The sequence below is a fragment of the Mucilaginibacter sp. P5_A4 genome (genome assembly GCF_056400605.1).
The window spans coordinates 1-15092 of the sequence record NZ_JBFUKX010000060.1 but is presented as its reverse complement, the minus strand read 5'-3'; the positions used below and the strand labels follow the sequence as shown (position 1 = coordinate 15092).

At 42.7% G+C, this 15092-nt stretch carries 17 protein-coding genes, 1 tRNA gene and 1 pseudogene; 10 read left to right on the top strand and 9 right to left on the bottom strand.

The window, feature by feature from the left end; translation table 11 throughout:
- Positions 1-6 precede the first annotated feature (6 nt).
- Positions 7-843, bottom strand: coding sequence for a universal stress protein (locus AC1DQW_RS24625; protein ID WP_477456474.1), 837 nt, complete (start codon positions 841-843; stop codon positions 7-9).
- Positions 844-1288: 445 nt separating this feature from the next.
- Positions 1289-1741 (bottom strand): pyridoxamine 5'-phosphate oxidase family protein, encoded by a 453-nt coding sequence (locus AC1DQW_RS24620; protein ID WP_477456473.1) that lies wholly within the window; start codon positions 1739-1741, stop codon positions 1289-1291.
- A 532-nt stretch (positions 1742-2273) separates the two neighbouring features.
- On the opposite strand from AC1DQW_RS24620, the gene AC1DQW_RS24615 reads away from it, so the two are divergent.
- The 3 genes from AC1DQW_RS24615 (at position 2274) to AC1DQW_RS24605 (ending at position 3861) form a co-directional block, all read left to right on the top strand.
- Positions 2274-2735 (top strand): hypothetical protein, encoded by a 462-nt coding sequence (locus tag AC1DQW_RS24615; RefSeq protein ID WP_477456472.1) that lies wholly within the window; start codon positions 2274-2276, stop codon positions 2733-2735.
- Between the two features lie 20 nt (positions 2736-2755).
- Entirely contained in the window at positions 2756-3085 is a 330-nt protein-coding gene (locus AC1DQW_RS24610; protein ID WP_477456486.1) for a cation transporting ATPase C-terminal domain-containing protein, read from the top strand.
- A gap of 179 nt (positions 3086-3264) precedes the next feature.
- A complete protein-coding gene (locus tag AC1DQW_RS24605; protein WP_477456471.1) occupies positions 3265-3861 on the top strand; it encodes a DUF1003 domain-containing protein in 597 nt (198 codons plus the stop codon).
- A gap of 55 nt (positions 3862-3916) precedes the next feature.
- Here the strand turns inward: AC1DQW_RS24605 and AC1DQW_RS24600 are convergent, their stop codons facing one another.
- From AC1DQW_RS24600 to AC1DQW_RS24585, 4 genes are all read right to left on the bottom strand, one after another.
- Entirely contained in the window at positions 3917-4183 is a 267-nt protein-coding gene (locus AC1DQW_RS24600; protein ID WP_477456470.1) for a hypothetical protein, read from the bottom strand.
- A gap of 672 nt (positions 4184-4855) precedes the next feature.
- Positions 4856-5374, bottom strand: coding sequence for a P-type ATPase actuator domain-containing protein (locus AC1DQW_RS24595; protein ID WP_477456469.1), 519 nt, complete (start codon positions 5372-5374; stop codon positions 4856-4858).
- Positions 5375-5458: 84 nt separating this feature from the next.
- Entirely contained in the window at positions 5459-6469 is a 1011-nt protein-coding gene (locus tag AC1DQW_RS24590; protein ID WP_477456468.1) for a zinc-dependent alcohol dehydrogenase family protein, read from the bottom strand.
- A 192-nt stretch (positions 6470-6661) separates the two neighbouring features.
- Complete coding sequence (locus AC1DQW_RS24585) at positions 6662-7417, bottom strand: Crp/Fnr family transcriptional regulator (RefSeq protein WP_477456467.1); 756 nt, start codon at positions 7415-7417, stop codon at positions 6662-6664.
- 128 nt (positions 7418-7545) lie between these two features.
- Between AC1DQW_RS24585 and AC1DQW_RS24580 the strand changes: the two genes are divergently transcribed.
- From AC1DQW_RS24580 to spt, 6 genes are all read left to right on the top strand, one after another.
- Complete coding sequence (locus tag AC1DQW_RS24580) at positions 7546-8211, top strand: class I SAM-dependent methyltransferase (RefSeq protein WP_477456466.1); 666 nt, start codon at positions 7546-7548, stop codon at positions 8209-8211.
- 5 nt (positions 8212-8216) lie between these two features.
- On the top strand, positions 8217-8876 hold the full coding sequence (locus AC1DQW_RS24575) for a methyltransferase domain-containing protein (RefSeq protein ID WP_477456465.1): 660 nt from the start codon (positions 8217-8219) through the stop codon (positions 8874-8876).
- Between the two features lie 63 nt (positions 8877-8939).
- Complete coding sequence (locus AC1DQW_RS24570) at positions 8940-9365, top strand: DUF983 domain-containing protein (protein ID WP_477456464.1); 426 nt, start codon at positions 8940-8942, stop codon at positions 9363-9365.
- 8 nt (positions 9366-9373) lie between these two features.
- Positions 9374-11050 carry a SulP family inorganic anion transporter gene (locus tag AC1DQW_RS24565; protein WP_477456463.1) on the top strand — a complete coding sequence of 559 codons (1677 nt, stop codon included), beginning with the start codon at positions 9374-9376 and terminating at the stop codon, positions 11048-11050.
- 6 nt (positions 11051-11056) lie between these two features.
- Positions 11057-11458: a glycine cleavage system protein H gene (locus AC1DQW_RS24560; protein ID WP_477456462.1), complete on the top strand. Its 402-nt coding sequence runs from the start codon at positions 11057-11059 to the stop codon at positions 11456-11458.
- Positions 11451-12692 (top strand): serine palmitoyltransferase, encoded by a 1242-nt coding sequence (gene spt, locus AC1DQW_RS24555; RefSeq protein WP_477456461.1) that lies wholly within the window; start codon positions 11451-11453, stop codon positions 12690-12692. The genes AC1DQW_RS24560 and spt overlap by 8 nt, the downstream gene beginning before the upstream one ends.
- Here the strand turns inward: spt and AC1DQW_RS24550 are convergent.
- The 3 genes from AC1DQW_RS24550 to AC1DQW_RS24540 all read right to left on the bottom strand — a co-directional run bounded on the left by AC1DQW_RS24550 (position 12689) and on the right by AC1DQW_RS24540 (position 14428).
- On the bottom strand, positions 12689-12838 hold the full coding sequence (locus AC1DQW_RS24550; protein ID WP_477456460.1) for a hypothetical protein: 150 nt from the start codon (positions 12836-12838) through the stop codon (positions 12689-12691). The two genes, spt and AC1DQW_RS24550, sit on opposite strands and share 4 nt — an antisense overlap.
- A gap of 82 nt (positions 12839-12920) precedes the next feature.
- Positions 12921-14168: a phage integrase SAM-like domain-containing protein gene (locus tag AC1DQW_RS24545; protein ID WP_477456459.1), complete on the bottom strand. Its 1248-nt coding sequence runs from the start codon at positions 14166-14168 to the stop codon at positions 12921-12923.
- A gap of 187 nt (positions 14169-14355) precedes the next feature.
- A tRNA-Phe gene (locus tag AC1DQW_RS24540) sits at positions 14356-14428 on the bottom strand.
- Between the two features lie 207 nt (positions 14429-14635).
- On the opposite strand from AC1DQW_RS24540, the pseudogene AC1DQW_RS24535 reads away from it, so the two are divergent.
- Positions 14636-15092 (top strand): annotated as a pseudogene (locus AC1DQW_RS24535) (Fe-S oxidoreductase); the annotation flags it as partial.

The window sequence follows — 15092 nt, the reverse complement described above, 5'->3', positions numbered from 1 at the left end:
TTACGGTTAATGGTGAGCAATGAATAAAGGCGCGTCGATCTCCTTCATCAGGCGATCGGCCATACTGGATCTGAACCAGCGGGAAACCCCGCTCCGTTGATAGGCTCCTAAAACGATCAGGGTGTTTTTGCTGCCGGTTTTAAGATAGGTGATCAGCTCTTCTTCCGGGTCGCCGTTCAACAATGTATAGCTTGACGCCGGGTAATGGCAGGCGATGAATTCCGTGACCAGCACATCATCAGGAAGTTCCGCCGTGTCCTGGACGTCTGACACGGAAATCACCTCGGTCGCTTTACTGCGTAGCCAAGGCATCATATAATTGAACATTTTTATCGCATATACGGCCGCCGGTTTGCCGTCAAATAGCAGCGCCACCTTTTCAATTTCCTGGTAATCCCGTGGAACGATTAAGACCGGACACTGTGTCCCTGCGAGTAATTCCCGTATGAAATGTGTTGGGGGCTGATCAGGTAGGTGGCTGAATGTTTCCCCGGTGCCGATCAGCAGCAGATCGCTATAGATACTTTCCTTAAGCACTTCCTGTAAAGAAAAACTTTGTTCATTGTGTATGGCATAACTAAGGTGTGCTTTTTTACAGGCCTGTTTAAAAATGCCGGCCGATCTTAACCTCGTTTCTTTATCCTTTTCCAAAAGATGCTTCATTTTTACAGGTGACAGTCCATGACTTCCGATGAGATCAACCAGCTGGTAACTATTATAGAGAAATGACTCCAGAAATACACCGGATAGCAGCGCTTTGCTGATTTCTGCCAGTTTGATCGCATAATCCAGCGTACTGTCCGCGAATTTTAATCCATCAAAGACCGCGCTTATTTTTTTCATGCTACTGCTATATTGGAAAGCTCCAAATTATCCTTACAAATATTCGCTATATGATTGAAAATGGTAATGATGGCTGCCCGCAAAATAAATGACCTTTATCACTAATTGTGACGGCTATATGCGGCCGTTGTGTCGGATAAACCTTATTTCCCTGGCAACCGCCATAGGGTCTCACACCGGAAAGGGTAATAGCAAATAGGATTCGCTGCGTTTCCGTTTCTTCGAGATCGCTTTTCTAATGTTGTTCGACACGCTCAAGAGAGAATAATGCTTATAAAAAGCGGATAGGTCATATCCATTTACATTTACAATGATCGTGTTATTCATAGTGTCATTCAACGGATCTATTTTCCCTCACCGCCCAATTGTCTGAGCGCCGTTTCCAAAGCGAGTGCAGGGCCGGGGCCCAAAAGGATATAAATACCAGCCTTTTTATACATACTACTTAACCTTGTTCAAAACGCCCGGTCTTTTCTCCCAGCTTGATCCTGTAAACAATTACCTCGATGTTCGTGCCAACATCACTGTCTTTTTCGGTAATGCCATGTGAAGGATGCCCTTCTGGACTGGTGACCAAGGGCATGATCCGGTGAATAATGCCCTGCATCGCCTGCTGTTTTTCTTCAATGTCAGTGATTTCTTCATAAGTGCCCTTTGCGATCACGCTTTGCCATTGAAAGACGCTGCGTATGTCGTCCACTTCAAAACACACTTTTGGATTTTCACGCATCATACGGATCTTCTTACCTTCAGCCGAATGACTGTAGATGTAACCGTCCCGATAAACGTAGTTGATTGGCACGAGATAAATGTCTCCTTTTGCCTGGCAGGCCATTCGACCAATTACTTGTTCCTTTAGTAATTTTTCGATCTGTGTTTCATTGAGTTTGCCTAACATAACCTATAGTATTTAATGTAGCTAAAGCTGATTTTACAAATTAGTTGTCGACGGTTTTTGTGCCTACAGAATCCGCCGTTAAATAAATGATTCCGGGAGAACGAAACTGAGCCTATTAAGTCGTCTATGACAAATTTACCCGTTGATATGAAATTCAAAGATGACAGTGGGCTTGGTTAAAAGTGATCTTGGTCATTTTCAATTCCTAAATTTGACTGGTACTATTTGGAATCTGGTGGCAATGCTAGTTTTACCTACGATATGGGGTGTGATATATCAATTTTAATGCAAGCATAAATGTTTTATTGCAAATATAAATTATGATCATTGCGACAAATATTTGCTGGGCAATACAATACATAATTAAACCGGCGACGTTGCGGGTTGGCTTTATTTATAAAAAAGTTCTCTGGAAACTACCAATGACTGAAAATTGTGACAATAATCACTTTTTAAATTGCTGGTAATCACTGAAAAACGAATTTTATTAAAGGATATTTGTTTTAATAAAACAATGTATCAACTCAAAATCATGAAAAAGCTGCATTTCTTATTAGTTATACTGACAATGACGACGGCTGTTACTGTTAGTGCCTGGGGGCAAACTAAACAAGACTCGATCAAACAAATTTTCATAAATGCCAAAGGCGGGATGCACGATCACGGCGGTACTAAACTTGGATATATTGATAAAAACAATATCGTCCGTAATAACAAAGGACAAAAATTATATTTCATCGACAGGAATGGAAATGTGATCAGCGCAGATGGCACAAAGCTGGGAAAGGCCAAAAAAAACGGCGACTATTATAATAATGATGGACAAGTCGTGCTTCAGCTAAAAAATTCTGACGCTGAAAGGTGTGAAATATTGGATCCAAAGGGTCATAGCCAAGGATATGTTCACAAAAATTATAAACTCCATGCATGCGCTGCTCACTGCTACTGGTTGGAACAAGCAAAACTGAAGAAGGAAAAAGTAAAAACTCAATAACCTTATCCTGGTTGTAGCAAATTTCAATTTGCAAATGCGCGTGGATAAATAATCAGCCTCCCGGAAATTCAAATGAAGCTATTATTTACACAAAACGCTGGAAATCAATTTCTGTCTACTCTTTGGTAATCACAGTGTGTACGCTTGGGGCTGTTTTATTTATCCATATTTTCGAACATAAATCAGAAACATGGAACCCGGAATTGTGTAATAACTTTCCTTTTATTACACTCATGCTCTACCAGCTACGGCATGTGTTTAATATGAGCACAGAAAACGCCAAGGCATTTTTAAAACTGATGTGTTCAGGAATAAATACCTATGGTATGCAACAGCGATTTGGCTCGTAATCACACCTGGTGCCTACCTTATTGCACCGGTGGCTAAAGTACCGTTACTGTAAGCGCCCGGCTTGCAGGATTTTGCGATGATGTTTGCATCCAGCCTGCTCTCATTATCCATTAACCAGGTACTTAAACCGTTAGAAGTGATTTTTTAACATACAGCGAAATACTTAAACGAAACCGTGATGGAAAAAAACAAGTTTGCTGAATTGCTCAAAAACGAAGATGAACATATCTTGAAACTCCATAAGATCGTGCTGGAGTCCATAAAGGAAGAAGAATTGATCGCAAACAAGATTTATATTTCCGGGGAACCCATTACGATGGCCGAGCGGCTGGCGGACCGTGTGGCTGAGTTCGGCGGCAGTTGGCGTTTCATTATTTTCTTCCTGCTTGGGATATTGGTCTGGATATATATCAACGTGACCCTGTTGCGGCAAAAGCCGTTCGATCCTTACCCTTTCATTCTGCTGAACCTTATTTTGTCCTGCGTTGCCGCTTTGCAGGCCCCGATCATCATGATGAGCCAGAACAGAAAGGAAACTAAGGATCGAAAACGGGCGGAGAACGATTATCTGATTAATTTAAAAGCCGAGATCGAAATCCGCAATTTGCATCAAAAAATTGACTTATTGATCGTGGAACAGATGAAGAACCTTTTTGAAATACAGCGCGCACAAATGGATATCATGGAGGAAATTAACCGTAAGCTGCCCTCAAAAAAGGAGATTAAAATTCAAGCGCTCAATAATAGCATTAACCCTAAGAAAAACATGCATTGAGAGGATATGGATATGACGAGGCTGCGGACACATGGGAATATTTTGCACCTTAAATTTACTGTCCATATAAACCAGCAGCGCCGGTTTCTTTGATCGCTTCGAGCGCAGCATGCTGGTGCGGTTCCCGGGTTGCCACGATGACGTGGCGGGCTAAAAAGGAGACTTTTTTGCGGCCGAGGTATTCCCGCGCCTTTTCCGCCAGTGATTTCAGCTTCAGCGTTGCGGAACCGATAGAGCAGCGCGCGTTTTTCGCAACAATGCGGTCAAATAAGTAATGTTCGGAAAAAACGGATTTTAATTCCTCCGGCTGCCGCACGGTCACCAGGACGAGCTTGCGGCCGGGTTTTCAGTTGGCCCAGCGCCTGGAAAATAATGATCTGGTTTCGATTGCCAAGATTGTACTACCGGAAGTTAGAATCGTTGTTGCGGGTTACAAGTAGATAAGTCAGCAGCCCTAAACTTATATAAAGTTTGTTCCGAGGCTGTGTGCGTCTTGTATCCTGCGTTTCCATAACGATGAGTATTTGCTGTAAATATCCCGCTTTGTGTCTCTTTGGATAATGATGATCATCATGTCAGGAGTTAATAGTCAGCATCGTTTTTACACGTTATAAACTTCTGAGGAACGGTTGTTAGGAATAGGTGCGCAACGTGTAAAGAGTAGGATGCAAAGCACGGATTTGTCTTATCCTGGAGACGGTGGAAAGTTTTGAAAAAACGGAACCGGGGTCTCCGGTTCCGCAATGTAACAGTACCTCAGTCGTTAAAGACAAAGTGCCCTGCTTCATTTACCGAAACAGGAATAAATTCCATCCATCGGGTAATACAAATATAGTTTAAGTGTTGTACCGAAAATCTGTGCTCCGTCACATATCGTATTGATTTTCATCATTTATAGGTGGTCCGTCCCCGAGTTTTGCATGTTTTGCGTCAATTTTTTTAATCGGAATCAAGATCAATTAAAGCTGTGTTTTATCGAAATTTTTGTTGCTCTTCAAAAAATATCGTTGCTGGGCTTTCCACTGTGTTTAACGGAGAAACCATTTGACTGAATAATAGTGGCATCAGCCATAATGGCTGCGCCTTCTTCAACGACCAGGCTGTCACCAACAACCACTTCCTCAGCTCTTATACTTACTGTTATGCTGTTCCGGATAACACTGCGGCCGGCCTGTGTATAGTTCCTGAGCTGTTCCAGCGCATTGCGGCTACGGAAGTCCTGATACAGGGAAATAGCCGAAACCAGTATAATTGCAGGGGCCAGGAAAAATCCATCACCAGCATTCCCGCTGAAAAAATAAATCCCTGAGGTTACCAGCAGCAGCAATACCATAGGCTCTTTGGACAGGCTTTTGACGGCATCAAAAAAACGATTGCCCTTTTTATAAACCAACCGGTTAAAACCGAATTGCTTTCGGGATTCGATTACTTGCGAGTCATTCATTCCGCTTATGCCAGCTATTTTTGCGGTTGGAGATCCGGGACGAATGATAATAGGCGTAATTTCCATCATTTATTTTTTAAGCATCTGTTGAACAGTAATTAAAAGGTTGAATGATAAAAGACTTTTCGATAGCCCGGCTTCCTATAAACGGTTTCAGGCCATGGTTAAAACCGCCGCTCCGCTGAGCTGGCCCTTTCTTAATTTTTCAATGGCTTCGTTGGCCTGTGAGAGACGGAATACGGTTGTTTGCGTATGAACAGGGATTGTTTTCAATATATCGAAAAAGTCCAGACCATCCTGGCGGGTCAGGTTAGCTACTGATTTGATCACCCTTTCCCCCCAAATAAGATCGTAGGAAAAGGCAGGGATTTCACTCATGTGAATGCCGCCGCAAATAACCTGTCCTGCCTTTACCACTTGTTTTAAAGCCATAGGAATCAGCTCACCAGCGGGTGCAAATATCATAGTGGCATCCAGTAGTTCCGGGGAGGCTTCCGTGCTGTTGCCAGCCCAGACGGCTCCCAATTGCATGGCAAATTGTTGTGCAGCGTCATCGCCGTTGCGGGTAAAGGCAAAAACTCTTTTTCCTTGTGCCCTGGCAATTTGGACAATAATATGCGCTGCGGCGCCGAAACCGTAAATGCCTATATTAATTGCAGCGGGATCAATCATCCGGTATGAGCGAAAGCCGATCAGTCCGGCACAGAGCAGGGGTGCTGCCGAAGCACTGTTGTAATTGTTGGTGGTAAGAGGGAAACAGTACCGGACATCAGCTACGGCATATTCAGCATAGCCACCGTCAATGGTATAACCGGTAAAAAGGGCATAATCACACAGGTTTTCCTTACCTTGTTTACAGTATCTGCATTGCCCGCAGGTATAACCCATCCAGGGTACACCGACGATGGTTTTCAATGGCGGATCTTTTACACCTTTTCCCAATCCGGCTACCTCTGCAATAATTTCATGACCAGGGATCAGCGGAAGTTTGGGCTGGTTAAGGTCACCATCCAGAATATGCAGATCTGTTCTGCAGATACCACAGGCCAGGATCTTCAGCAGGACCTGCCCATCGGCAGGTTTTGGTATCGGCACGCGTTTAAGAGCAAGCGGCTGACCTGCTTTTTCGAATATCATGGCCTGCATAAACCCGGGAATTTTCATTTTACGGCAATTAGAGTGTATTTTAAGGAACAATGTTTGTGCCGTGTATGTTTTAAATAGCCGTGCAGCAATTAGGCGGAAATACCAACACCAATATTATTGAGTAATATCACCTGCTTTATGTTGAAATTACGTAATGAAGTGGGGAAAGTGCGAATATGCCTTTTGTTCCTTCAACGACAGGAATGGTCATTACAAGTAGTTTGATTTTTTAACCAGCCGCTTAATATCCTTAATCCATATTTTCCGGCCATCAGTTTCCAAAACACCTTCTTCTTTAAATTCTTTTAACAGACGGATCACATTTTCCTGTGCGATCCCGGCCAGACTTGCGAGGTCCATCCTGGAGATATTTAAAATAATCTCTTGTTCACCGGATCCTTCATCCTTAAACTTTTCCCTTAACACGATCAGCGCGATGGCAAGCCGTTCCGTCGCGGTTCTTTGTGAAATCACGGAAATACCATTGGCCAGCACGCTAAACTCATGACTCAATGTTTTCAATAAGCGCCGGGTAAAAAGTGGCGATTTATCCAGAATAGTTAAAAAATCTTCTTTAGGAATAAAACTAACCAGGCTATCTTCCAATGTGGCGGCAGAATCAGGGCAACGTTCTTCCGCTAAGACAGCATGGTACCCGATCAATTCGCCTTTGTTGGCTACATAGATGATCTGCTCCCTGCCGCTCCTGTCAACTTTATACTTTTTTATCTTCCCCTGATGGATAAAATAAATACCAGAAGGCACAACGCCTTCCTTGAAAATAATTTCCCCTTTTTGATATTTCTGCGCTCCCTGCCGGGAGATCAAAAAATTGTAATCTTCTTCTGAGAGGGTATTAAGAACAGACTGTGTTGTGAATTCCCATTTGTCAATCGGAAAAATTCCAGATAGGCTCATGTTACAAAGATACGAATTTATTGAAGCCTGTTTTAATGGCTGCTGCATGAGCCCAAAGTGAAACTCGCGGGAAAGATATAAAGCTTCTGTTTATTGGCAAAAACTGATAAATATCAGCCCGTATACTGATGTCATACCATGCTATTGCCGCTGCTATAGATCTAAATTTGTATACGATGAAAGATGATTCGTTTTCGCCTCTGCCACTCCGTCCATGGGATAAGATCAAACCAGAAATAGTCAGATCTCCGGAAAACAACCTGGTCAATAACCTCTTATTCAGCGAGGACACGGAATTTGATTGGCTATACCCAAAACATTTTCAATTACTATCGCACAAACATTTCACACCATTATCTATTGCCCAAAAAGCCGCAGAATTCCTGTCTTTACCAAATGCCAGGGTGCTTGACATTGGTAGTGGCGTAGGTAAATTCTGCCTTGCTGCAGGCTATCATTTTCCTAAAACTTTTTTTTACGGGGTGGAGCAAAGACATGAACTGCATCATTTGGCAGAAAATATCAAAAGATATACGCGTTTGCCCAATGTAAATTTCATTTATGGGAATGTCACCCAGATTAATTTTAAAGAGTTTGATCACTTCTATTTTTATAATTCATTCTACGAGAATATTGATCCGGTAAACCAAATTGATAATACCATCGAATTATCAGAAGGCTTATATAGCTACTATACCCAATACCTTTATATGGCGCTAAACTCAAAACCTTCAGGAACACGTCTGGTCACCTTCCAGAGTTTAGAACAGGAGATCCCGCCGGACTATAGGCTGGCAGATGTTTCCTCGGATACTTTGCTAAAAATGTGGATCAAAGAATAATCCAGATGAACGTATTCAAATTTTTAACCGCTCCCTTCAGGAGTTTTGAAACCGATAAAAAAGATAGCTACATGCTCCATGGTACCTTAAGTCCGGCCCTTTTCCGTAAAGACTATGTTTTCGACGAACTGTATCCTGAACATATTCAGGATTTATCACCTATGCACTGGACCTCCGTTGACATCGCTAAAAAAGCGGGAGAGTTCCTGGCCATCCCAAACGCCAAAGTATTGGATATCGGGAGCGGAGTCGGAAAGTTCTGCCTGGTGGCTGGATTCTTCCATCCGGAAACGACATTTTACGGTATTGAACAGCGGAGCGAACTATTTACTTTCGCAGAAATAGCCAGGGAAGAGATTGATTTACCCAATGTGAATTTCATTCATGGTAACCTGACCGAGCTGGATTTTGATGATTATGATCACTTTTATTTTTATAATCCTTTTTATGAAAATATCGAACCTGATAGCAGGATCGATTATGCAGTAAAAACATCCTTTGAGCTTTATGATCGCTATAGCCGGTTTGTTTATGAAATGCTGGACAAAAAGCCCCCGGAAACAAGGCTGGTGACATTCCATGGCGCTGATAGCCAGGTTCCACCAGGTTACCAATTGGTCAGTAATTCCTATAGCAGGTTTCTGAAAATGTGGATTAAAGAGTGAGCTCCTGGATCAGCATAGTAATTGAGGAGTTATAAAAGAAGAACAGCATTGATAAAATAAATAATGGCAAAAACAATAAAATCATGGGCTATGCTGCACGCCAAATGCCCGCGCTGCCGCAGGGGAAATATGTTTGAGGGGGCTACATACAGCCTGGGCTCCAACAGGATCAACCTAAACTGCCCGCATTGTCAGATGTTTTTTGAGATTGAACCGGGCTATTTCTATGCGGCGATGTATGTGGGCTACGCTATGAATGTGGCAGTGGGGGGATTTTTATGGGTTACCACTTTCCTGATCACCCGAAATAACGATTCACCATGGCTATATATTGCCACGATCCTGGGTGGCTTATTCGTCCTTTCCCCGCTAAATTTCCGGTACTCCCGTGTGATATTGCTTTACTGGTTGTCACCAAAGGTACATTATCACCCTGAACTGGACACAGATACGCCAGTTGACGGGAATAAATATAAATGGTTTCAATAACGAGCATTATGATAAATCTGTTCAGACCAAAACTGATCGATACCCTTAAAAATTACACGAGGGCACAATTTTATAAAGATGTTGTTGCCGGTATAATTGTAGGTATCGTTGCCCTACCTTTAGCTATAGCCTTTGCCATAGCCTCCGGCGTGTCCCCTGAAAAAGGAATTTTTACCGCTATTATTGCCGGGCTGATCATATCCGCCATGGGAGGTAGCCGGGTACAGATCGGCGGCCCTACGGGGGCTTTTATCGTCATCGTTTATGGTATCGTTCAGCAGTTTGGTGTCAGCGGTTTGGTTATCGCCACCTTTATGGCCGGAATCCTCCTGGTCATCATGGGCTTGGTCAAATTGGGCAATACCATCAAATACATCCCCTATCCCTTGATCATTGGTTTTACCACCGGGATCGCTGTCATCATTTTTTCCTCGGAGGTAAAAGACTTTTTAGGTTTGAAAATGGGAAGCGTCCCTGCGGATTTTATCAGCAAGTGGCTGGATTATGGCCGGCACCTGTCCTCTGTAAATCTATATGCCCTGTTCATCTGTATTTTTACTTTACTGGTGGTTTTGCTATGGCCCAGAATAACCCATAAGATTCCAGGTTCACTGATTGCTATTGTTATCAGCACATGGGTTGTTTGGTTCTTTCATCTGCCTGTAGAAACCATTGGCAGTCGTTTCGGGGCTATCCCTTCTTCTTTACCAAGCCCGGTAATTCCGGGCGTCAGCCTGGCAACCGTTCGGCAATTGATCAGGCCTGCCTTTACCATCGCATTACTGGGTAGCATTGAGTCTTTATTATCAGCGGTTGTTGCAGATGGCATGATCGGCGGAAACCACCGGTCTAATACAGAACTGATCGCTCAGGGGCTGGCGAATATCTGCTCTTCCATTTTTGGAGGTATCCCTGCAACCGGTGCGATTGCAAGAACAGCCACTAATGTTAAAAATGGCGGGCGAACACCCATTGCAGGGATCATCCACGCCGTCACCCTGCTCCTGATCATGCTTTTTGTAGGCAAATGGGCGGCGCTGATCCCGATGGCAACACTCGCCGGGATATTGATCGTGGTTGCCTGGAACATGAGCGAACTGGAAAATTTTATAAGTGTCTTAAAAGGCTCCAAAAGTGATGCCGCCGTTTTACTGACCACTTTTGGGCTGACTGTACTGGTAGATCTGACGGTAGCTATCGAAATTGGAATGATCCTGGCAGCCTTCCTGTTTATGCGTAAAATGATGCAAACCAGTTCTGTACAGCAAGCTATTTTTTCCGCAGATCAATTACCTGACCATGAACTTATCACGGAAGTAATCCCTGCAGGCGTTGATGTCTTTGAGATCAATGGTCCTTTATTTTTTGGTGCGGCTTATAAATTTAAGGATGCCATGAAGGTTTTAGAGAAACCCGCAAAAGTACTGATCATCCGGATGGGAAATGTACCCGTTATTGATGCGACTGGTATCAGAGTATTGAGAGACGTTCATAAAGAAATAAAAAAGCGGGGAACCAAACTCATCCTTTCCGAGGTGAATAGCGAACAGGTAATGGGGGAATTAAAAATGGCACGTTTGTTATTTCAAATCGGGAAAAGTAATATCAGAGACACTTTTGAAAAGGCTTTACAACGGGCGAACGACGTTTTATCGGACGATATCATTTTTAATATACATAAATAGCGCAGTATGAATTATCCTGAACAATTATACTATACGACGGGCCACCAATGGATCCGCTTTGAGGCGCAGTATGCTTTGATGGGCATAACGGATCTTGCACAAAAGGAATTAGCGAACATTGTTGTTGTTACCATTCCCTATTTAAATAAAACGGTTGAAAGAGAAAGATTTATAGGCAGCATCGAAGGTCCTAAAACAGTATTGGACCTGTTCATGCCAGTTACCGGGATTATTGTGGAGATCAACCCGGAGATGCGCAAAAATCCTGGATTAGTGAACAGGGAGCCGTATCATACCTGGCTCATCAAAATAGAAGCCGCCATATTAGACAATGGAAAACCGTTGCTAACGGCTGATGAATATAAAACCTTCATCCGGCAGTTGAACAAAACGAAGACCAATGCGTAAAAACCTTCATCATAAAATCGCGCAGTTTACGGATGCATCAGCAATTAAAGCCAAAGGACTTTATCCCTATTTCAGGGCAATTGAATCTGGTCAGGATACCGAAGTCATTATTGGCGGTAAGCGGATATTGATGTTCGGTTCCAATTCCTATCTGGGGTTGACCTACCATCCGAAAATAAAAGAGGCCGCAAAAAAAGCGATTGATAAATACGGCACCGGTTGCGCAGGTTCACGGTTCCTCAATGGGACACTCGATATCCATGTGGAATTGGAAAACCGTTTGGCCCGCTATGTTGGTAAAGAAGCCGCCATCTTATTCAGCACCGGTTTCCAGGTTAATCTCGGTGTCTTATCCTGTATCACCGGGCGAAATGATTACCTGATACTGGATGAACAGGATCATGCGTCCATTATAGACGGTTGCCGCCTCTCATTTTCCCGGGTGATCAGGTACGCACACAATGATATGCAGGATTTAAAGCGAAGGCTCAGCAGACTCCCGGAAGAAGCTGTTAAACTCATTGTAGTGGACGGCATTTTCAGCATGGAAGGAGATGTCGCGAAATTACCTGAAATAGTGACGATTGCAGATCAGTATGGTGCCAATATCATGATCGACGATGCGCACAGCCTGGGTGTGATCGGCTATCAGGGTTCCGGTACAGCTTCTCATTTTAACCTGACGAATCAGGTGGACCTGATCACCGGAACTTTCAGCAAGTCCCTGGCGTCTTTGGGCGGTTTTGCAGCCAGTAACGCGGAAACCATAGATTACCTGAAGCACAGGGCAAGATCATTGATGTTTAGTGCCAGTATGCCACCGTCGGCTGTAGCCAGTGTTTTAGCGGCCCTGGATGTTATCGAGAGTGAACCGGAACGGATGGAGAAATTATGGAAGAATACCCGCTATGCTGTCCAGCTGATGTTGGCGGAGGGCTTTGATCTGGGAATTACAGAAAGTCCTATTTTACCTATTTATATCCGTGATAATGACAAAACGTTCCTGGCTACGAAATACCTGTTGGATATGGGGGTATTTGTAAACCCCGTGGTGTCTCCTGCAGTTCCTCCTGAAGCTTCCTTATTGCGATTTTCATTGATGGCTACCCATAGCTTTACTCAAATAGAAGAAGCGGTTGAAAAAATCGCTATCGTATTTAAAAAGATAGGAGTGGAATCGGTTAAAGAAAAATGCACAATGCAGGGCTCCGACCACTATAATTCCCGAACTTAAACAGGGTAACGCAGAGTCACAGCCCTGCTAATGGCCAGGACCAACCCGGGGTCAAGCGCGCTGTTTTCTTCAGGAGTTTTCTCCATCCACAGTTTATTTTCATTCAGGATAAGCGTGTAGCTTTTACCATCTAAAAGAATTTGCAATCATTTGATTTGTAGGTTTTTATAATCTTTCGATATTGTTTTTAGTAGCTCGTAGGGGAATCGAACTCTAATAACTGAAGCTCTATAAAAGTTTAATTACTTTTTTTTGAACCTCATCTATTATCGCCCAACTTTTTGAAACATAAAAGTCCGTTATCGAATTGCTCTGATCTTTATGATTTAATGCCAAACCAACATCGTCTTTACTAAAACGACAAATATTCCTTGCCCAATCACCGAATGCATGTCTTGCATCGTAAAATTCCAATTCAGGAATATTTAATTGTTTCCCCATTGCCCGTATACCTATACTTACCGCACGGTCAAGCGTTTTATGGGAAGCATACCGAAGCTGTAATGTTCCCGCATATTTGGTGTACAGAGGCACCGCGATTTCAGGAATGTTAATACTAATAAAGGCCTTATCCTTTCTTCTTGACTGTGTTTTTGACCTATTATAATCAACACGATCTAATTCAATATCAACCGCTTTCAGTTTATATAAGTCTACAGCATTCATGCCGCACAAATAAAAGCTCAGCATAAAAAGGTCCCTCGCGAGTTCCATTCTACCTCCAGGCTGTACTACACAATCTCTGATTTTTCTAACCTGAGCAACAGTCAGTTTTTTCTTGGTTTTTTCCGTAACCTGTACCAGTTTGTATTTTTTAAAAGGGTAATGTTTGATAACAATGTTTTCTAAATCTTCATCATTATAAAAATCAACAGCATTATTAAAAAGTATCCTTAGATCACGCATATGGTTATGTAACCCAGTATCACTTAATCCCTGTACCGTTCTTTTATAAGGCTCTTTAAATTGRTCCAGTCGGGTAATTTCTCTTTCAGACCGCAGATATTTTTCATAAGCAAGTAAGAATTTGGCCCTGATAGCGGTAATAGGCACGGTATTGGATTTAAAGTAATCAAGTAAGCTATTGACTACTGTTTGCATATTAGATGCGCTTGCGGCCCTATTTGCAGTTCTTAACTCCTTAATTCGGCTCGTCCCGAATGAAATGATATTTATTTCGTCTGCGGTTATCGGTTCGTCTGCAATGAGGAAATCTGCTAATTCGCGTACATTGTATAATTCCAGCTTGGAGCCCAATTCACTAATCTTCTCTCTATAATCATCAAGAACTGGATTCATTAATTTTAAGATGATGGGATCTTTAATTGAATGATCTTTTCGTATCTGTTTTGATCCAATAAAGTGTTGGGTTTTAATATAAAAGTTTTTGCCTTTATGATTTACCCTAATTTTTACATTCCATGTTTCATCTTTTTTCTTTTCTAATGGTAGAATTACCTCTCTGACAGTAGCCATTTCTTTTAATAATTTAGCGACCGAATTTTTCCACAATTATTTCACAATAATTTTCGGTCAGTTCAACAAATAAAACTTGTTAAATCGCTAATCACTCGATTGAGCATATAGAAGAGATAGCGCTAAAATACGCCTAAAAGCACAAAAAAAGCCCGTTTTCGTTAGAAAACAGGCTTTTTTTGACTTGTGGTATCAGCTGGGATCGAACCAGCGACACAAGGATTTTCAGTCCTTTGCTCTACCGACTGAGCTATGATACCCCCTTTTGAGGAGTGCAAATGTAGTTTTCTTTTTCGGGTTTGAGAATTATTTTTTGAAAAAAGTTTAAATTTCTGATAGGATAGACACTTGTTTTAAATAATATCCCAATAAATCAACCACTTAGCGTCTGTATTTTTTTTCGTTCTGAAAACTTTTTTCGGTGTCAACAATTCATTTAACTTTGAAAAAACTACTATGCACGCATAATGATTGCACAGCTACTATTTCTCATCCTATTTGTTGCCGCTGTTTACCTGTTCTCCAAAAACGCGGGTAAAATACGGCGCAATATCCTGCTGGGCCGGGATACCGATCGCAGCGATCAGCCTGGTCTGCGCTGGAAAACGATGGCCAAGGTAGCCCTTGGCCAAAGCAAAATGGTGAAACGCCCTTTGGCAGCGGTAATGCATATTTTTATTTATGCAGGTTTCGTGCTCATCAACATCGAGGTGCTGGAGATCATGGTGGACGGCTTGTTTGGCTCGCACAGGATATTTTCAAAACCCCTGGGAAGTTTATATGGATTCCTGATCGGCGGCTTTGAGGTGCTGGCGGTACTGGTACTCATTGCCTGTGTGGTTTTCCTGGCCAGGAGAAATATCGTGCACGTAAAGCGTTTCAGCGGTAAGGAGATGACCTTCAGCGGTAAGGAGATGACCCAAT